The sequence below is a fragment of the Streptomyces sp. NPDC003016 genome, from assembly GCF_053591455.1.
The window spans coordinates 25,492-44,697 of sequence record NZ_JBSFTV010000012.1 but is presented as its reverse complement, the minus strand read 5'-3'; the positions used below and the strand labels follow the sequence as shown (position 1 = coordinate 44,697).

Annotated in this window: 13 protein-coding genes and 4 pseudogenes; 7 read left to right on the top strand and 10 right to left on the bottom strand. The window is 68.0% G+C overall.

The window, feature by feature from the left end; translation table 11 throughout:
• Positions 1–135: 135 nt before the first annotated feature.
• Complete coding sequence (locus ACWDZ4_RS12685) at positions 136–1,878, bottom strand: alpha-keto acid decarboxylase family protein (protein WP_451508395.1); 1,743 nt, start codon at positions 1,876–1,878, stop codon at positions 136–138.
• A 611-nt stretch (positions 1,879–2,489) separates the two neighbouring features.
• Between ACWDZ4_RS12685 and ACWDZ4_RS12680 the strand changes: the two genes are divergently transcribed.
• On the top strand, positions 2,490–2,840 hold the full coding sequence (locus ACWDZ4_RS12680) for a transposase (protein WP_451508394.1): 351 nt from the start codon (positions 2,490–2,492) through the stop codon (positions 2,838–2,840).
• Between the two features lie 55 nt (positions 2,841–2,895).
• Here the strand turns inward: ACWDZ4_RS12680 and ACWDZ4_RS12675 are convergent, their stop codons facing one another.
• On the bottom strand, positions 2,896–4,611 hold the full coding sequence (locus tag ACWDZ4_RS12675) for a long-chain-fatty-acid--CoA ligase (RefSeq protein WP_451508504.1): 1,716 nt from the start codon (positions 4,609–4,611) through the stop codon (positions 2,896–2,898).
• Positions 4,612–5,596: 985 nt separating this feature from the next.
• Here ACWDZ4_RS12675 and ACWDZ4_RS12670 point away from each other — a divergent pair.
• From ACWDZ4_RS12670 to ACWDZ4_RS12660, 3 genes are all read left to right on the top strand, one after another.
• Positions 5,597–6,250 (top strand): hypothetical protein, encoded by a 654-nt coding sequence (locus tag ACWDZ4_RS12670; protein WP_451508393.1) that lies wholly within the window; start codon positions 5,597–5,599, stop codon positions 6,248–6,250.
• Positions 6,251–6,699: 449 nt separating this feature from the next.
• A complete protein-coding gene (locus ACWDZ4_RS12665; RefSeq protein ID WP_451508392.1) occupies positions 6,700–8,436 on the top strand; it encodes a flavin monoamine oxidase family protein in 1,737 nt (578 codons plus the stop codon).
• Between the two features lie 142 nt (positions 8,437–8,578).
• A complete protein-coding gene (locus ACWDZ4_RS12660; protein WP_451508391.1) occupies positions 8,579–9,763 on the top strand; it encodes an amidohydrolase family protein in 1,185 nt (394 codons plus the stop codon).
• Between the two features lie 73 nt (positions 9,764–9,836).
• On the opposite strand, the gene ACWDZ4_RS12655 is transcribed toward ACWDZ4_RS12660, so the two are convergent.
• The 4 genes and pseudogenes from ACWDZ4_RS12655 to ACWDZ4_RS12640 all read right to left on the bottom strand — a co-directional run bounded on the left by ACWDZ4_RS12655 (position 9,837) and on the right by ACWDZ4_RS12640 (position 12,587).
• Positions 9,837–10,229 (bottom strand): hypothetical protein, encoded by a 393-nt coding sequence (locus tag ACWDZ4_RS12655; protein WP_451508390.1) that lies wholly within the window; start codon positions 10,227–10,229, stop codon positions 9,837–9,839.
• A 676-nt stretch (positions 10,230–10,905) separates the two neighbouring features.
• Positions 10,906–11,076: a hypothetical protein gene (locus ACWDZ4_RS12650; RefSeq protein WP_451508389.1), complete on the bottom strand. Its 171-nt coding sequence runs from the start codon at positions 11,074–11,076 to the stop codon at positions 10,906–10,908.
• 500 nt (positions 11,077–11,576) lie between these two features.
• Positions 11,577–11,693: pseudogene (locus ACWDZ4_RS12645) on the bottom strand (integrase core domain-containing protein); the annotation flags it as partial.
• 498 nt (positions 11,694–12,191) lie between these two features.
• Positions 12,192–12,587 carry a hypothetical protein gene (locus ACWDZ4_RS12640; protein WP_451508388.1) on the bottom strand — a complete coding sequence of 132 codons (396 nt, stop codon included), beginning with the start codon at positions 12,585–12,587 and terminating at the stop codon, positions 12,192–12,194.
• Between the two features lie 487 nt (positions 12,588–13,074).
• Between ACWDZ4_RS12640 and ACWDZ4_RS12635 the strand changes: the two genes are divergently transcribed.
• Positions 13,075–14,169, top strand: coding sequence for a carboxylate-amine ligase (locus tag ACWDZ4_RS12635; protein ID WP_451508387.1), 1,095 nt, complete (start codon positions 13,075–13,077; stop codon positions 14,167–14,169).
• Between the two features lie 281 nt (positions 14,170–14,450).
• Here ACWDZ4_RS12635 and ACWDZ4_RS12630 read toward each other — a convergent pair.
• Positions 14,451–14,992: pseudogene (locus ACWDZ4_RS12630) on the bottom strand (transposase); the annotation flags it as partial.
• A gap of 53 nt (positions 14,993–15,045) precedes the next feature.
• A complete protein-coding gene (locus tag ACWDZ4_RS12625; RefSeq protein ID WP_451508386.1) occupies positions 15,046–15,603 on the bottom strand; it encodes an NADPH-dependent F420 reductase in 558 nt (185 codons plus the stop codon).
• 245 nt (positions 15,604–15,848) lie between these two features.
• Between ACWDZ4_RS12625 and ACWDZ4_RS12620 the strand changes: the two genes are divergently transcribed.
• Together ACWDZ4_RS12620 and ACWDZ4_RS12615 are read left to right on the top strand one after the other, a co-directional pair.
• Positions 15,849–16,496 carry a TetR family transcriptional regulator gene (locus ACWDZ4_RS12620; RefSeq protein ID WP_451508385.1) on the top strand — a complete coding sequence of 216 codons (648 nt, stop codon included), beginning with the start codon at positions 15,849–15,851 and terminating at the stop codon, positions 16,494–16,496.
• A gap of 169 nt (positions 16,497–16,665) precedes the next feature.
• Positions 16,666–16,821: pseudogene (locus ACWDZ4_RS12615) on the top strand (helix-turn-helix domain-containing protein); the annotation flags it as partial.
• 352 nt (positions 16,822–17,173) lie between these two features.
• On the opposite strand, the gene ACWDZ4_RS12610 reads toward ACWDZ4_RS12615, so the two are convergent.
• Together ACWDZ4_RS12610 and ACWDZ4_RS12605 are read right to left on the bottom strand one after the other, a co-directional pair.
• Positions 17,174–17,620 (bottom strand): hypothetical protein, encoded by a 447-nt coding sequence (locus ACWDZ4_RS12610; RefSeq protein ID WP_451508384.1) that lies wholly within the window; start codon positions 17,618–17,620, stop codon positions 17,174–17,176.
• 664 nt (positions 17,621–18,284) lie between these two features.
• Positions 18,285–18,845 (bottom strand): annotated as a pseudogene (locus ACWDZ4_RS12605) (transposase); the annotation flags it as partial.
• Positions 18,846–19,206: the final 361 nt, after the last annotated feature.

The window sequence follows — 19,206 nt, the reverse complement described above, 5'->3', positions numbered from 1 at the left end:
CGCCCCGAGGGACACCGGTCAAGCGTGGCCCGACGACCCGCCGCCGCTGTACCGCCCGCAGCCTCGCACCACTGTGCGGGCAGGGGGCGGATGCGTGCACGGCCGGCCCGCTCGGCCGTGGACTGCCCGCCGTCGTCAGGCTACCCACCGGGCCTTGTCCGGCCTGTTGAGAGCCATGCGTTTGAGCGCCGGAGGCACGTCGAATCGACTGGTGAACGCTTCGATCAGGACGAGGCGGTGAGTGGTGGCCGTGGCGCGGACGAGCGCACGGTCCAACGCGGCCTGCGAACGGACCCTCATGACGAGCGGGTGGGAAACGCCCAGGGCGGACGGCATCCTGGTCCAGCGCCAATGAGCGATGTCGTTGTACTCGGCGCGCAGGCCGTGAGTGATCCGTTCGATCGTGTAGCCATGGTTGTTCACGAGGATCACGATCGGCCTGAGGCGGTGGCGGTCGATGGTGCCCAGTTCCTGCACGGTCAGCTGTGCGGCTCCGTCACCGATGATCAGAACCCCTCGCCGGGAGGGATCGGCCAATTGTGCCCCCAGGAGCGCGGGCAGACTGTAGCCGATGGAGGCCCACATGGGTTGTGCGATGAACCGGGCACCGCGGGGGAAGCGCTGGTCAGCGATACCGAGGAGGGAGGTACCGTCGTCGGCGACGACGGTGTGGCCGGGGCGGACGGCGCTTCCCACTGCTTCCCACAGGTAGGACTGGGTGAGGGGCCGCATGGAACGGCACAGCCGCCGCCTGTGAGCGAGCGCGTTCTGAGAGGCGGTGGCCGCGGAGCGCGCCGAACGGGCTGGTTGGCGCGGTCCGGTGCGGGTGGCGGGGTCCTGAGCTGCCGCGGACCCCCTGACCAGGTCTGCCAGTACGGCCAGTGCGGCAGCCAGCGGTACGTTCGGGAAGGTGACGCCGTCCACCCTCGCGGTGGTGGGCCCGAGGTCAATGCCCGCGTCGGGGTCGAAGCGATGCGTGAACTTGCCGGTGGACATGTCGGCGAGCAGCACCCCGGCGCGGATCAGCAGATCGGCCTTGTCGACGGCCGTGCGCACCCTTTTCGCGCTCATGGCTCCCGCGTACAGGCCGAGAAAGCCGGCGGAGCTCTCGTCGACGACCGTCTTGCCGGCAGCCAGGACGGCGTGGGGCAGGGCTCCCGCTTGCAGCAAGTCGGCCAGTTCGGCTCGGGCTTTGAAACGGTCGACGAGGAAGTCCGCCAGGACCACGACCGTGTCTGCGGCGGCGAGCCGGGTTCCGGCCGCACGGCGGAAGGCTTCGAGGCTGTCGTGGTCGACGGCCCATCCACGGGGAAGGGCAGGCGGCCGATATGACGGGGCGGCGGCCAGCGCGACGTCGCGAGGTACCCGGAGGTAGCCGGGGCGGCTCTCGCGCAGGCAGGTGGTCAGGATCCGGTCGATCTCGCTGACGGCGTTGCCGGGCTGCAGGACGGCATCGGCACAGACCACCTGCCGGTGCGCGCGGGCGAACCGGTCGAAGTCAGCGTCTCCCATACTGTGGTGCACCACCAAGCCGGCGTGCTCGCTGGCCTGTGTCGGCCCGACGACGATGTGCAGGAGCGGGACACGCTCGGCGTAGCTGCCGGCTATCCCGTTGATCGCGCTCAGTTCTCCCACACCGAATGTGGTGAGGACTGCTCCGAACCCCCGGGTGCGGCCGTACCCGTCGGCCGCGTAGGCGGCGCCGAGTTCGCTCGCGGTCCCGATCCACTTCACCTCGGGGTGGGCGAGCACATGGTCGAGAACGGGGAGATTGTAGTCGCCGGCTACACCGAAGAGGTGATCCACCCCCAGGCTGTTCAAGCGGTCCAGCAGGTAGTCGATGACCGTCTTACCGGGTGGGGACGAGCGCGGTTTCATGCGTACCTTCCTTTTGGCAGCCGGCCGCGTCGAGCGCCGGGACATGGGGCGGTAGAGGGCCTTGACGGGCTTGGAACCGGAGCGGTCCCGCGATACGGCCGACGGATGAGCCGGTGGCTGTCGGCACCGTGTGAGACGCGGCATTCACGGGGTGGTGCCACCGTAAACGCCCGTCGGCTCTCGTCGGCAGGCGTACGGGGCGGCATCGGAGGTGTGAAAAGGCACTCGCCTCGTGCACCTGCCCGCGAGGGGTGCAACCAGGTGCGCACATGTCGGGGAGAGCCCCGAAAGACTCCGGTGGAGGGCGTCTCAGCTGGCGCTGGTCACCCGGAGTCCATGGTGCGCGAGGGCCTGGGGAGACGTTCCGTCGGGAGTGACGCGCGGAGGCCCTGATTCTGTCGCATGGCGTGGATGCGCGGCGTTCCTCCGGGCCGTCCGCGGTGTTCCGCTGCCCCGCGTCCACCCTCGTGCCCAGAGATGGGAGATGCTACGTGCCGCCGGTGCGGTGCCGACGCCCCCGGGGACGACCGCTCACGGCACTGCCGCCGGGACACCGTCGACACCACATGAGGCGGTACCGCGCGGTTGTGCGGTGCCGGCCGAAGGCCATCATGTCGGACATGGAAGAGGCATTGTCACGACGCTTGGTGACCGACCGGTTGTGGGAACTGGTCACCCCGTTGGTTCCCCCGTTCACGCCGTGCAGACAGGGTGGCGGAACCGGGCCGCTGGACAGCCGTGCCGTTTTCACCGCAGTGGTGTTCGTGCTGACCAGCCGGTGCGCCTGGCGCCGTCTGCCGTCTTCGTTCGCCGTCTCCCCGGCGACTGCGCACCGTCGCTTCGCCGCGTGGTCGGAGACGGGGCTGTGGGGACGGATCGGGCAGGCGGTATCGGCGCACGAGGGACTCGGCGACGACCGCGAGTGGGCCATGGCGATCGTGGAAGCCGCGATGTCCCGCTGAGGTGCGCCACTGTTGAGAGGCCACCGCGATGGGCGGTGCGGACAGGGTCCCCACCTCACCTGCCGGCGTCTTCGGGCCGTGCGGCGGGTGGGCTCCCCGGACGCCTGCCCAGCTGCACCACCTCGAGCCGGCCCTGCCGGTACTGGTCCTGCACGAGGCGCTTGTCGAGCTTGCCCACCGCGGTCTTCGGTACGGCCCCCACGATCGTCCAGCGTTCGGGCATCATCCACGCGTCGATATGCCGGGTCAGGAAATCACGCAGTTCCTCCAGGCCGGCGCCTCCACCCCGGCGCAGCGACACGGCGGCCAGGGGCCGCTCGCCCCAGCGTTCGTCGGGCACCGCCACCACCACCGCTTCGGATACGGCGGGGTGCTCCATGAGCGTGTTCTCCAGGTGCACGCTGGAGATGAGCTCACCACCGGACTTGATGACGTCCTTGACCCGGTCGGTAAGTGAGAGGAATCCGTCCGCGGACACCTTGCCGACATCACCGGTCCTCAGCCAGCCGTCGGGGGTGAAGCTTTCCGCCGGCCGCAGCAGAGGAGCGTCCACGCCTCCGTGGTAGGCGACGGTGCCATCGGGACCGCGCAGCTGCAGCTCACCCAGCGACACACCATCGTGGGGCACGGCGGCGCCGTCCGAATCGACGAGCCGGTACTGGACCGATGTCGGAAACCGCCCCTGACTGACGCGGTAGGCCCACTCCGCGCCGGCGTCCACCCCGCCAGGAGGCAAGGCCGCGGTCACCGCCCCCAAAGTCTCGGTCATTCCCCACCCGTGCAGGAACTCGATCGAGTGCCGGTCCCGGTAGGCGGCCATCAGGGCGGGCGGGCAGGCGTATCCGCCCACGAACACCCGGCGCAGACTTCCGATGTCGCATTTATGCGCGTCCAGTTCCTCCAGAAGGGAAGCCCAGACCGTCGGCACGGCGGCGCTGAACGTCGGCCGGACCAGCTCTATCATGCGAGCGAGCGAAGAAGCCTGGGAGTACCGCTCGGCCAGCAGCAGATCAGCGCCGGTGAAGAACGCGGCATGGGGAACGCTCCAGCCGTTCACGTGAAACATCGGCGCGACGGGAAAGAGAATTTCCCGCTGGCTGATGTCGTAGTGGCTCGGCGCCACCACCTGCAAGCAGTGCAGGTACATCGACCGGTGGCTGTAGACCACCCCTTTCGGGGCACCGGTGGTACCGGACGTGCAACAGACCGCCGCGGCCGTGTGTTCGTCGAGCTGCTCCTGCCAGGGGTAGTCGAGCGGAAGGCCCGAGATCAGTCCCTCGTAATCGTGTACCTCACCGGTGAACTCGGCCAGCGCCTCGTGGTCACCGGGCCCGGCGACGACGATATGCCGTACGACACCACGGGACAGGTGGCGAAGCACGGGAGCCAAAGCCTCACTCAGGCCGGCATCCACGATGATGACCTCATCACCGGCGTCCTCGGTGGTGTAGGCCAACTGCTGTGCCCCCATGCGGGGATTGAGCGTGTGCAGGACCGAGCCCATGGCGGGCACCGCGAGAAACAGTTCCAGGTGGCGGGTGTTGTTCCACATGAAGGTGCCGATGACACTCTGCCGGCTCGCCGGCCCGGTGCTGACCCGCACCCCGAGCCGGTCCCTGAACGCGTGGGCGAGACGGGCGGCGCGCTCACCGACCTCCGCGTAGCTCCTGCGGTCGAACCCCTCTCCGCTCCACACGGACGCCGTGGAGGTTCCGTGGACCGTGGAGCCGTACCGCAGGACACGGGCGATGGTGAGCGGGGTGCCCGGCATGGTGCTGCGCATAGCGATCCTCCAGTTCGGATGTCGTGCCGAATGGCTCGGCTCGTCAGTGACCGAAGCCGCCTCCAGAAGGTATGTCCGTTCCGGGTGCCTGTCCCCTCGCGGGCCGACTCGCGTGGCTCGCGATCACCTGGGAGAAGGCGCTGCCCACAGGTGCAGGGGGCGAACAGGGGCCTGCTGGTCCGCATCCCTCGACAGGTCCCCGCCCACGGCGGCTCAGCAGCAGGTATGCGCGTACAGCACGTGAACTCCCCCGCCCCGTCGTGATCAGTGTGCGACACCCGACATGAGACAGACATGTGCGAGAGGCACTGGTTGTGTGGGTGCGTTCACGGCCCGCCCCGCCCCCTGTTGTGCGTCCCTCGCCCCCTGCGCAAGCGAGGGCCTTCCGATGGGCCACGGATGCGCCTGCCGACAGGCCGTACGCGCCTCTGCGGTGTCTTCTCCGATGACGAACACAGCAGTCGCAGGGCTCACTTCACATGCGCTCCAGGCAGCTGCCGGAGATCGCGTGAGCCCGACCGCATCGTCGAAGGCGCGGTCTCAGCCCCTCAACATCAATATCCTTTTCTGACGTGGGCAGCCGGGGTGGGCAGCATCCGGTGACAAAAAGGCTCAATGCGGTTCTCCGCATTGAGGCTGGTGGGAAAAGAACTGCTGCGTGATGTGGCTGTACGCGCGGGGGGCAGAGTCGCCTCCCTTGGACCGGCCGCTTTGGGCCGCGTGAAAAACCTGCCCCTTTCAGGATCAAGCAGCACTGGAAATCCATATCCGGCCAGGTCACGTGGCAGTGGCCGCACATCTCCGCCGACGGGGGACGACAGTGACGCACGCGCCTCAGCAGATCATCGAACGCACGTCCCTATAGTGTGTTCCGTGGGTACTTCCCGCAGTTCCCGTGCGACCGAAGGGGAGTCGGAGAGGCATCACGGTGACGGCCCTCGACTCGCCCTCAAAGAGCGAAAGGGGTCTTTCCTTGCCTGCCACCGAGTTCATCGACAAGGTCGGCATCAACATACCCGACCATCTCAGCGCCAACGAGTTCCTCTCCCTCGCCCGCGAGGGCATGATCGGGGACAAGCACCTTCGAAATTTCGCACTCGCGGAGTTCCAGTCACAGGAAGCCGAATTGGCGGCCTACGGACTGCTGCTCTCCCGGTATCCCCACGAAGTGCCGGGGGGCTTCTTCTCCTTCCTGACGCATGAGCTGATGGAGGCGCGCCACCGGATGGTGCGTGGGCTTGCCCCCGCCCTCGGCATGTCGCCCGACGACATGCGACGGGCGCCCCGGCTCGAGCCGGTACGACAGTTCACCGAGTTGCTCGCTTGGATCGGGCTGCACGCGGGGGCGGCGGAGGCGGCTCTGTTCGCGCGTACCGACTTCACACTCTGGTGCAACAGCTGCGCGGTTCTCGCCGATGTGCTGAGCGAAGCGGAGCAGGTGCCTGAAGAGGCCGTGGACTACATGAACGCCTACCGGGAGAACCCGCCAGAAGTGGCCGACGGGGTACTCGAAGTAATCGAGTATGCCCGGACTCACCATGAACCCGATGAATGGATCACTCGGAGCGCGGTACGGGTGGACCCCTCGCATCGCGCCTGGTGGCGGGCGGTCGCTACGGTCGGCTGAGATACCCGCAGGTCATGCGTCAGCGCGCCGTCGTCCCAGCAGAGCGGATCTGACGTCCGGTTCGAGGCGATCCCGTGCGGACAGGCGTCCTGTGGCGCGTCTTCAGCGCCGGGTCGACACCTGCTCGGGTGGTCCCGGATCGCTTGTGCCGACAAGAACTCGTATCGCTGTCGACCTCGTCCCGCTTCAGCGGACGCGCCCGGCGAGGCGGCTGCCCCTGTGCCGGCGGACCGGGGCCGAACCGGCAGAAGCCCGGCTCCAGCGCTCGTCAGCCCCCGAAGTTCCGCGAAACTCGCTACCTCGAACGTCAGGCGGACGCGTGCGGAAGCGACCACCTCGAGCGTGAACGGCCCGCCGAGGCCGGCAGGCAACCGGGGCGGAGTGCGAGGCGCGTCGTAGAGCACCCGTCCACGAGCCCGGCAACCCCGCCACACACCATGGAGTCAGCGATGAGCAAAGGTGTGGCCCCACCCGCCACAGACCTCCAAGTCGACTATCCCTTCGATTACGCCGCCCATGTTGCCGGCGGCCGCCGTATGGGCCGCCTGCCCGAGCACATCGAAGGAGCGCGCATAGCCGTCATCGGAGCTGGCGGCAGCGGCCTGGCCGCCGCCTACGAACTGCTGCGGGCCGGTTGCCGGCCCGTGGTGTACGAGGCCGAGCGGAGCGCGGACGGGCCGGGCGGACGGCGACTGGGCGGCCGTATGTACAGCCGACGCCTGGACGAGGCCGACAGCGCCATCGTGGAACTGGGCTGCCTGCGCTTCCCCGACTCCGCCCGGCTGCTCCACCAATACGCGCACACGTTCGGAGTTCGGTTCGAGCCGTTCCGTGACAATTACGCCACCGGAATCACCCCCCGGACCACACTGGACATCGATGGCCGGCAGTACCCCGCTCGCGCCATCGAGGACCTCTACGACCTGCACGACGACTTCCGCGACGCACACACACGCTGGCGCAAGGCACTGACCCGCATTGGTTTCTTCCAGCTCCAGCGGGACGCTGCCGCCCAGGATCTGGCCGAACTGCGCCGACGCTGGCACCAGATACTCGTTCGCTTCGAACCGTGGTCGTTCTACCGGTTCCTGCGTGACCCCGAAGGAGCGGGCCTGTCGCACCATCAGGCGCGACTGCTCGGCACGGCGGGACTGGGACCCACCGTCTGGGACTCCTTCTTCGATCTCAGCATGGCCGAGATCCTGCGCATGCTGCTCTGCACCGAGGGAAGCACCATGCTCTACGCTTCCGACGGCATCAGCACGCTCGCCGAAGGGTTCTGGACCCACGGCACTACGGATCCCCAGGGGCGAGCGCGCAGTCTGGAAGCGGTGAACGAAGGTGCCCTGCGCCCCGCGGTGACCGCGCTGGACGTAGAGCCGGACGCCACTCGGGGCGTGGTGGTGCACAGCGAGGACGGGCGTAGCGAACGGTTCGCCGCTGCCATCTTCACCCCACAGCTACGACTGCTGGAAACGAGTGTCAGGGTCCAGACCACCGCCGGCACGTCCGCGTTCGGACCCCGCATCTGGCGCGCCATCCGCCGACTCCACTACTGGCAGTCCGCCAAGACCGCACTCGTCACGCACCATCCGTTCTGGGAGAAGACATCCATGGACGGAGTCACCCTGACCGATCGGCTGCCACGCGCCGCATACACCATCGACTACGGGCCCGCCAAAGGGCCAGGCGGCCGCCGCGCCGTGTGCGATCTGAGCTTCACCTGGGCCCAGGATGCGATGAAGATCGCTCCCTCCGACCTGGAAGAGCGAGTCGCCCTCCTCGTACGCGACCTCGCGGACATCCATCCGGAGATCGCCGATGAACTGCACACTCAGGCCCGGACGGGCCAGGCGGTCACCGTATCCTGGGAGAACGAGGAGCACTTCAGGGGTCTGAGCCGGTGGTCGTGGCCGGGTGACTACCACTATCAGCGAGACCTGTTCGCGCACTTCATGAAGGACTTCGGGGGCACGCCGGCCGTACCGGGCGAGCCGCCGAGCGCCTTGTTCCTGGCCGGTGACGACACATCGTGGTCCCCTGGGTGGCTCAACTACGCTCTCGCCTCGGGTCTCAACGCGGCCTGGGGCGTCCTGCGACACCTCGGCGCCCACCCCGAACCCGGTAACCCCGGCCCTGGTGACGTGTGGAACGACCCCCGCTACTTCCCGCCCACAGTGCCGTGACGGTCGCACGCTGCACGGGCCCTCGCACCACGGCGTCATCTGCCCACTCCACACGTCCTCACGCAGAACACGCCCCTCCCAGACAGCAGAGGTGTCCATGCACCCCCCTTCCGGCCGAGACCTTCTGCTCCGACCCGACCGCGTGTGGGACGCAGTCGGCGACGGGCCGGTCGACGGCGTATCCGTTCTCGTACGCGGCGGCCGCATTGCCGCAGTCGGGCCGGGCCTGCGCCCTGATCCGGACGCGGACATCGTGTACATGCCCGGATGCACGCTTCTACCGGGGTTCATCGACTGCCACGTCCACCTCCTCGACGAAAACGCGGAGACCGGGCCATCCGCGTACCAGACACTCACTGCCGTGCCCGTCCTGCGCACCCTCCTGCGCAACGGTTTCACCACCGTCCGGGACCTGGGAAGCGCCCACCTCCCCCTCAACGTGTCGCTGCGCAAGGCGGTGGAGGGCGGTCTGATAGAGGGACCACGCATCGTCGCGGCTCCGAACATCCTGTCCCCCCGCGGCGGTCACGGGGACAAAGAACCCGACATCGCCCAGCGGTACGGCGCGCAGATCGGTACCCTCGCCGATGGCGTCGAGGAACTGCGCCGCGCGGTACGCGAGCAGTCCCGGGCAGGGGCGGACTGGATCAAGTTCGCCGGCGGCGGAGGCTTCTCTTCGGCAGTGGACAGTCCGACGGCTACGCTCTACTCACGCGTGGAAATGCATACGATCGTCGCAACGGCGGACGATCTGGGGTTACCGTGTGCGGCGCACGTGTTCAGCGATCGGGCTGTGCTGCGAGCTGTCGCCGCGGGGGTGCGCAGTGTGGAACACGGCAGCCTGGCCACCGAGGAGACGTACGCGGTGCTGGAGCAGGCGGGCACGTTCCTGGTTCCCACGCAGTACGCCCAAACGTACTTCCTCGACCGGCTTGACGATGACGACTTCTGGGGCAGCGGTGCGGCTGCCACCCGCCACAGCTACCGGGAACACGCGGAACGGCTGCGCGAAGGCCTCGAAAGACCTGCCCGCACGGGTGTCAGAACCGCCTTCGGCACCGACGCCGGTATGTTCCCCCACGAAGAGAACTGGCGTGAGTTCCCGACCCTGCTCGCCCATGGATACACACCGCTACGAGCCTTGCGGGCCGCAACCAGCACCGCGGCCCAACTGCTGCAGCGCTCCGACCTGGGCACGATCACTCCGGACGCGACCGCTGACCTGGTCGCAGTCGAGGGCGACCCCTTTCAGGACATCACCGCCACCGGCCGCCCCCGCTATGTCATGCAGGGAGGCCGTCTGATCACGGGGCAGGCGAGCGGATGACGCATGAGAGGCCGGTGCGGCCGGCCATCAGCAGGGCTGCTCGGGTTCTCCCGCCCGCGAACGCCGGCTGGCTTCATTCCGGTTCATTCCGGCGCCGTCCACCCGTACCCACCGCCGTCTCCACGATCACACGGTGGCTCAGCAGAGGACGGGTACTCACGCTTGCCACTTCCGCCGTCACGACGAGTCGCTGCTGGGCGTCGGCTCTGTCGCGCAGGGAGAGGGACATCGCCACGGTGTGGAGTTCGCCGTCGCAGATGGCGGTGAAACCGGCACCCCGTAGGCCGGATCCTCCTCGAACAAGAAGCCCTCCGAAGCCAGTACCCAGCATGCCGACGCATCGGTAGGTGAGCACGACCTTGACGACAGGCGGTTCTCCCCGCCAGGTCACTGTCGTCACGTAAATACCCAGGGGGAGTGCGGACTTCGTGTCGGCTGGACCAAGAATGGTGACGGTCGAGATCATCACTATGAAGAGCATCGCCGCCGTGCGGAGAGCGCGGATAGGAAACCCCCTCGCATGGTCTGCAGGTCTTCCGTAGTCGCGGGGTGCTCGAACCGGGGAAGGAGGGCTATGGAGTCGGCGCGAGGCGGGTGCGCGGTGTGTGCTGCGGTGTTGCCGGGGAAGGGAACGCGACGGACGAAGACGCAGGTGGGCGGATGACGGAGGGCCGGCAGGCTGGTGCAGTGAGGCGGCAGTCGGCGGACGAAGGAGGGGGCGTCCCGGAGGAGTCGGCGGAGGGTGGTGTCGCGGGGGGTGTGGGCACCACGGTTGGGAAGGTCGGGCAGGGCAGTGGCGCGGTAGCGGCGGTGGGCAGCGGCTGGGGTGTGGCTGTGGTGGAGTGGAGGGTCGTGGTGGGCGGGACAGGATGAGCGGTGGCGGCGGAAGCGGAGTGGGCGGCGGGGGACGTGACGGGCGCCGTAGGGAGGTCGGGCTCGCGTATGTGCGGGGAAGGGAGACCGGTCGGCGGCTTGACAAGGACTTCGAGGGTCGTCGGCCCCGGGACTGGAGCGGACCCCGGCGCAGATGGGGAAACGACGCAGCCGGTGATGAGGAACAAGCCTGCCCATAACAGGGGGTGCACCGTCTTCGTCTGGTGGGGGATGCGCATGCGGGACTCCTCGGGGCGCGGGAGGGCGAGTCAAAAACCTGAAAGAGTCTGAATGAGAACGGTCAAGGAATTGAAGAAGGCCTGCATCGCTCGCCAGATGGTGAGGACGGTGCGAGCGAATTCAACCGGCGCGGTGGCGATGATGAACAGTGTGATGACGAGGACGAGATAGAAGAGGAGGCTGCGGGGTCGGCTCAGCACGATGACTCTTCCTTCCGTACGGGTCCGCAGGTATCCCGCTACCTTGGCGGGGCCCCTGATGCGGGCGGTTGCCGGGTGAAGGCCAGTGAGACGACACCGTGCGCGTCGCCGACCGGGAACGGATAGTCAGGGGGCGCACGGCAGAGAGGGCGTGTCGTCACTTCGGACTCACTGTCGGCCTCAAGCCAGGCGTTAGTGGTCGCCGCGAAATCACTCGATACGCACGCCCACCTGGCGGTGGAATTCTGCGGGCTTCGCCTCGGACGGCCTGTGGTGGCAGCGGAGGGGGAGCCAGGCGTGGTTTTGGCCTGCGGAAGCGAATCTAGAGGGGGGCAGGGCCTGCCGGTAGGCGCGTTCGCGGGGTGTGGCGCCGAACTGCTGCCAGGGGGGCACTCGGCGCACGGCAGGAGTGCGCATCCGACTGTCGTTTCGCAGGGAGTGCTTGCGGCGCGGGGTGGGGTGTGATGGTGAAGCTGATCCCCGGGAGTAGACACCGGGTTTCATGCGACGAGTGACAGCGTAGGTGACGTGATCAGCTGCTGTTCGAACTCGGCTGGCGTGAGGTAGCCGAGTGCGGAGTGCCGACGGTGCCGGTTGTAGTACGACAGCCAGCGGAACGGCGCTGTCACGTCGGTTGACCGGATGGAATGATCCAATGGGTGCTGAAGCGAGGCATTGCTATCCGAATCGGGAGCCATGAGCTCTCTCGACAGGCCGCGGGGCTTGCTTCAGGCGGCACAGGCACGAGGTCTTCCTGTTGTCCGGGTGTTCAACCCTTGCCACAGACGATCCGTGTCTGTGCCTCGTCAGCCACAGCCTGCACATTCAGGTGCAACTGCCGGACTTCCCTCCTTCCTGGACAACTGCTTCCGGTTCTCTGGTCGTGGCCTGAGCCGACCGTGTGGATCACCTCTCCAAAGCCATGAGCGTCCAGCTCTGCCGAAGACCGAGGGCCATGCGGCCAGCTGGGGTTGTGAACGGCTAAGGCTTGTCCCGTACCACCTGACCGCAGTTGAGATTTCTTCGGCATGCCTGCCTCCACGACCTGCTTCTCGAAGCTGAGGTTCTGCAGGTAGTGGCGGCTGCGGTCGGGCAGAGGGCGGATGCGGATCAGCTCAGGGCTCGAACGAGTCCTTCGTGCTGGGCCTCCGAGAGCGTTTGACACCACTGCATGCCAAGAGCTCGGTCCCGGTGGCGTCGAAGTGCAGAGTGAAGAACCAGAGCCGGTCCGGTGCGTCGATGGTCCCGGTACGCAGTTGCTCGCCGCTGTGCCGTGCGAGGATCTCAACGGTCTCGTCGAGGCCGATGATCTCTTGCAGGCCGCGCTTCAACGACCGTTTCAACCTCGTTGCGGCGATGCCGGCGACCATCCACTGGGGCGCCTCCCTGTCCCAGACCTTTACCTCGGCGCCGGCGGCGATGGCCTCGCGTGCTGGCTTGCACGCGCTCGTCTGGTCGGTGAGCATCGTGGCGATGTCGGGGTGCCATGGGTGCTCGTCTTCGGTGGCCATGCGGTGACTGTAGAGACTGAACGTGGGCGTTGCTACAGGATGCGGCGTGGCCGGCGCTGGGCGGGGGGACAGAGGATCGCGATGTTGTGCCGGGCATCATGGGCTTTCTCCCGTCCCTCCTCTGTCGGAAGTTGCGGGGAAGGCGGCGGCCGAAAGTTGGGCGCGGTTCCCTGTTTGGGGCGAAAGTCATTCGGACAGATGTCCATTCAGGCCTGATATTAATGGGAAACTCTTGGATTTCCGCTGCACGACGCCTCGACCTGCGGTGATGCTGCGCGTCTGCCTGAATCGATTGAGTTTCCCATCAACAGATCACGAATCCCTCGTACCGACGGTACGGCTCATGCCTAAAGGCGTGAGTGAGGGGGCCGAGCCGGACGGGGTGGGCGTGGTGACTGAGGTAGGCGAAGAGGGGACAGGGGTCGCGCCGGTGTCGCGCGGAACGTCCGATCGAAGCGACCCCCTGGAAGACGGATCAACACTGGGCGTGGAGGAGGAGTTCCTGCTCGTCGACCAGGTGAGCCGCTGCCCGGCCGGCAGGGGCGGCCCGGTGGTCAGGGCGGGCAGGGAGAGGCTGGGGGCTGACCACGTTGAGGCGGAGATCTCGCTGACAATGGTGGAGACGGTCAGCGCGGTCTGCATGGACGGCCGTGAACTGACGCATGAGGTGACGCGACTGCGGCAGGGTGCGGCCCGAGAGGCGGCCCGCCGGGGATGCCTCCTCCTCGCGACGGGCACCGCGCCGCTCGGCGAGGCGGGGCCGCCGCCGATCCTCGACAAACCGCGCTATCACGCGATCGAGCGGCAGTTCGGGTCCCTTACAAGGGAACAGGCGGTCTGCTCCTGCCACGTACACGTCGGAGTGACACAGAGGGAGGAGGCCGTACGGGTGGTCAACCACCTGCGGCCGTGGCTGCCGGCCCTGCTGGCGGTCAGCGCCAACTCGCCGTTCTGGCACGGCAGCGACACCGGGTACGCGTCTTGGCGGTCCATGGTGTGGGGGCGGTGGCCCACCGCCGGGCCCCCTCCATACCTGGAGTCGGCGGCGCACTACGAGGCGTTGGTGTCCTCGCTGGTGGCGAGCGGGGCGGCGCTCGATCCGGCGATGCTCTACTGGTACGTGCGGCCCTCGCGGCATGTACCCACCGTTGAGGTACGGGTGGCCGACGTGATGCCCACCGTCGCGGACACGGTCGCGTTCGCCCTGCTGGTACGGGCGCTCGTGCGGAAGGCCCTGGCGGATGTGCGGCGCGGGCGGGAGGCTCCCCGGACCTGCCAGGCGCTGCTGGCCGCCGGATGCTGGCAGGCCGCCCGTGGAGGACTGCGGGGAGAGCTGCTCGACCTGGCACCGAGCGCCGTCGGAAGTGTTCTGCCGGCGGCACGGAGACTGGCCGAACTGCGGGAAGTGACCGCGCCCTGGCACACCGACGCGCGGGAGCGCACTTTCGTCCGCGACTGGCTCGACAACGCCTCGGTCCAGGGCACCGGGGCCGACCGGCAGCGTGCCGTACGTGCCCGGTCCAGCGGTCTGGAGGCAGTCGTCGACTTCTTCGCGGTGTCCGTGGAGGGCCCGGGACACTGAGGGGCCGGACGGCCTCCTGCCGCCGCCCGGGCAGGGCAGTGGAGGACACGGTGCGGTGAAGCACGCGGCCCCACATCCGCGTCCCCTTCGCCGACCACCTCCGCAACGCGGTCAGCCAGGCCGGGCACATCGCCGACCAGATCCACGCCTCACCACCCGCCTGACGTCCAGCCGTCTGCGTCCCGGTAGCCAGTGGTCTTCAGCGACGTAGCGCTGCATCATGCCGTTGCCGTGGGTGACGCGGCCCAGCGGGAGAGTACGGCCCGGCTTTCCGTGCCCAGGCGGCCCAGGCGTTCGCTGGACTCGATGCTTTTGCGGGCGATGCGGACGCCGATGCGTTTGCCTTGTAGCCGTTTCCGCAGGTCGGGGATGTCGTAGGCTTTGTCGGCGTGCCGGCGCTTGGGTTTGAAGTGCCGGTCGCGCTGGGCGTCGTGTCTCGTTTGGTGACCGGTGACCATCGGCAGTCCGTTCGCGTCCGGCAGGACGTGCGTCTTGGAACCCGGCTTGCGCCGGTCCACGGGGCCCGGACCGGTGAGTTCGCCCCCTTTTGGCCCGGACGTGGGAGGAATCCAGGACGGCTCGGGAGAGGTCGAGCAGGCCGGCGTCGTCCAGGCGGTGCAGGATCTCCTCGTGCAGCCGGCCCCCACACACCGGCCCTCGACCAGATCAGGAAGCGTCGGTGGGCCGTCGACTTCGATATCTCGAAACAGGGTGGCAACGCCCGCCAGGTGCGCCCGCTGACCAGCACATAAATGATGGCCGCGAACAGCGTCTCATCAGGCGTGTCCTGCGTCCCGCCACCCTGCGGCCGCACCTTCGACGGGCACAACTGACATGTGCGGTTTCGGACCGCTTCGGTGTGTGGGCGCGGGGCCATTAGAAGGTGCGTGCGGCCACCTTCACCCGCTCCGTCGTCTTCAGCGCGGCGCGCAGTGCGTCGGCCGGCAGTGGTGCTGCGGGGGCCTGCAGCATGTTCTCTGCGGGGGTGTTGGGGTCAGCGAGGTAGATCCGGGTGTAGGCACCGGACTCGGGCTCGAAGCGCCAGCTTTCGTTGAGGGTTCCGGTGTCGAGGGCGTCGAAGCCGAGTTGGCCGATCAGCTGCGCTGCGTGCGCCTTCGCGGCGGGATCGTTGCCGGCGATGGGCAGGGCGGTGCGGTCCGAGGCCCCGGCGGGCCGGGCCAGCTGGGGGATGTGGTGGGCGAGGATGTTGTTGAAGGCTTTCACCAGCAGTGCGCCGGGCAGCCACCGCTGGGCGAGTTCGGTCGTGGTCATCTCTTCGGAGTCGAGTTCGACGATCCGGCCGTCGCGGTAGGGGTAGTAGTTGCCGGTGTCCACCACGACCCGCTCCCGCAGCAGCGAGGCGGGCAGGTGGGAGTACGCGGTGAGCGGGATGCTGAGAAGCGTTGTCTGTCCGGCGTCGGCGGCCTGTTCCACGGTGCCGGCGGTAGCCCGTGGTCCGAGTGATTCCCAGAGTCGCCATCGCTGTTCCGCCTTCTGCTGGGTGTGGCCGCCCGGATTCGGTCCGGGCGGGTTGGTGGTGGGAGTACGGCTGCTCGCTGCTGTGTGGATCAGGCTGGCGGCGGTGCGGTCGAAACTCCTGGTGTGGGATGGAGTCAATGTTTGCAACGGTATCCCAAGGTGGTACTGAGTTCCACTTAGGGTCTGTGTACACTTTTGGTATGGCTGACCCAGGAATGACTTCATCCACCCCCGGCACCGCACCGTCAGGGCGTTCCTCGCTGCGCGAGCGGACGCGTGCCGCGATGCGCGCCGAGGTCAGCGATGTCGCCTTCCGGTTCTTCGCCGAGCGAGGATTCGAGAACACGACCGTGGAACAGATCGCCGCCGCGGCCGGCCTGTCGCGCACCACGTTCTTCCGGTACTTCGGCAGCAAGGAGGAACTCGTGCTCGGCAGGGTGAGCGAGTTCGGCCGTCAGGTCGCCGACGCCCTCGCGGCCCGCCCTGCCAAGGAAGAGCCCTGGGAAGCGTTGCGCCGCGCTTTCGACGTGATCGCCGAGCCCCGAGCCGGGGAGCCCGGCCCCCCGATGGACATGATCCGGCTGCTCAGCGATGCCTGCGCGTTGATGACGCGGCACTGGGAGAAGACGCAGGGCTGGCAGAGCATGCTGGCACCGGAGATCTCCCGCCGGCTCGGCGGACCGGATCCCGCTGTCGACATGCGGGCCAACGCGCTCGCGGCGGCCGCGATCTCCTGCCTGGACGCGGCCACCGACGCTTGGACCGCAGGCGGCGGGACCGCCCCCCTGTCGGACCTCGTGGACCAGGCGATGGGCCTTCTGCGCGAATCGGGCGACGCCTCCGGATAACCCGCCGCACGACGGGACGCTCACGGAAAGCCGGGGCCGGTCGGCGAGTGCAAGTTTTCCCTTGCCAACGAAAGCGGGCGGACCCGTCCGCACCGCCACTCGTTACCGAGCTTGAAGGCGGGTTGCCATAGGGGCTGACGGTTGGTGATCGTTGCGGTGTGCCGGAAGTATGAGGTATCCGCAGGGTGGGGTCTGACCGCGGAGAGGCAAGTGTTCCGTGGGCGGGTCCGGATGCCAAGCGGCCGGTATGTTCGCCGACGGGCGGGGCGGCACGGACGTCGCCAAGGAGTTACGGGTCAGCGTCCGGTCGGTTCAGCGGTGGCGGCTTATCGGGCAGCACTGACCGGACTGGTGCGGCCTGATCGGCCTTCAGGTGCCCTCTTGGATTCCGGCCTTGGGGAACATCGGTACAGGTGTTGGCCGGAACGAGGACGACCGTCGGCTTCCTCCACGGTCGGAGCTGAATCAGCTCGGCCAGTGACTACCTCACTCGAGGGGACACGATCGGAGGGCCACCGACTTCCCTCGCCACGCCCTGGACGCCCCGCCCGGGTTGCCCGGACTTCCGGCTACTGCGGCAGGTGAGGTGACGCGCCAGACGGCACGGTCACGTCGCCTCTCCGCCCTGCGTGGTCAGGGCGTGCGGTGCTCGCCGAGCGGGCTCCCGAGCGAACCGTTCAGGCGTACCCGTAGTGGTTCCCCGTATAGGTGTGGCCGGACCGTTTCAGCACCTCTCGGCCGCAGTTCGCGCAGTCCACCGGTCGGCCACCATCGCTCCCGGTGATAGTGAGACATCCGCCGCTGCGGCCGATCAGCACGTCGCGGAGCTCACTCAGCTGATGCTGCTCCCGCTCGATCGCGGTCTTTACGAAGTCCAGGAAGGTGATGTGTCGATTGCAGTGCGAGCAGTAAAGATCGGCGACGTGGAACGGCCCTTCGAGTGCGTCCCAAGAGATATCGAGGTAGGCGGCCAGCTCCGTCGTCTCTGCCTCGTCCATCGGCCGGAGGTGCGGCGTCGATGCATGGGCGATTCTGGGCAGCACGTCTGCTGCCACCCGGTATGTCGTGGTCTTCTCAGGCCTATGGTCGAGAAGGTGTTGCACTTGCTCGTAGCTGAGTTTCATTGGCAAGCCTTCCGTTGGCGTAACCGCGGGGAAAGAGGAAGAGGGGAGCAGCGTCTAGGGTTGCCGCATTTTTTCACCTTTTACACCTTTTGTGGTGTACCCGGCCCCGCAGTCCCGCTGTGCCGTCAACAGATGCGCAATGAGCGCGGATCGAGTCGTTTCCCCCGGGCCGGACACCGGCAGCGGATGCACGTCCCGAACAGGCACCCGCGTTCACGCCTCTCGACCGCCTACACCACTCGGCGGGACACCATCCCCGGCGGCAGCCGTGGCCCGGTCAACGGCAACCCTGTTCCGCGCGCCTGAATATCCGAATGTGGCGGTACTGGCGAAGAAGACCAAGAAGGCCGGCTACATCGAGCACTGCAAGGCGACCCGTGTCGACGAGGACGGCGAGGTCACCTCGGAGCTGACCGGGCAGGGCAGTACGTGGATGGAGCTGGACGCCGCTCTGCACCGCGCGACCGGCGTCGGCGCCGCCGCCGTCACCACCTGGCTCACCACCCGCCGCCGTCACCACCTGGCTCACCACCCGCCGGTGAGCCACACCCGCCTGGAACGCGTCCACGCCCAGGTCGGCATCGTCCCCCTGGCCCTCCAGCAGACCCAGGACGGCCTCACCGCCGCCGACGTCGACCAGGAGGAGCTCGCCGCGATCCTGCGCGAGTCGGTTGTCGCGCAGAAGTGCCCACAGGGCGCTGGCCCCACGGCGGGCGAGGGCGATGACGGCCTGGAGGTGTTTGCCGCCCTGGCCACGTTTCTTCAGGTGGAAGTCCCGGTTCGGCCCCTCGCGGATGATGCTGGTCTGCGCGGACATGTAGAACACCCGCCGCAGGCGGCGGCTGCAACGCTTGGGGCGATGCAGATTGCCGGTCCGACGGCCGGAGTCACGCGGGACGGGCACCAGCCCGGCCGCCGAGGTCAGATGGCCGGCATCGGCATAGGTGGCCAGGTCGCCCGCGGCGACGATGAATTCGGCGCCGCGTATCGGGCCCATGCCGGGCAGCGACTCGATGATCTCGGCCTGCGGATGACTGCGGAAAATCTCGCGGATCTGCTTGTCGATCCGCTTGAGGCGGTCGTCCAGCGCGAGGATCTGAGCTGCCAGATCAGCCACGATCTGCTCGACGGCGTTCTCGCCGGGCAGCGCGATCTGCTGGGCCTGGGCGGCTCCCAGCGCGGTCGCTGCGGCGGTGTCGGCGCCGCGCACGCTGCGATGGGCCAGGGACGCCTGGCGGCCGGCGCCGGACCAACTCGGTGGTGGTCGGCGAGCGCAGTGCTTCGCGTACCGCAGCGGGCGCGGTGATGATCAATGACTTGATCCGGCTGATGGTCTGGGTGCGGGCCTTGACGGCGCTGGCGCGTACCACGCGCAGCCCGCGGATTGCCTCGACCGAGCCGTCGCGGTGCTTCGGGGTGCCCTTGGTGCGGCCGGAGAGTGCTGCGGTGGCGGTGGCGTAGGCGTCGACGGAGTCAGATTTTCCTGCCGCGCGGCGAGCTCGACGATCGGGCGCTTGGCCCAGGTTCGTACCATGTTGATCACACTGGCGGTGACCTTCCCGGTCGCCATGGCCGTCTTCATCGCG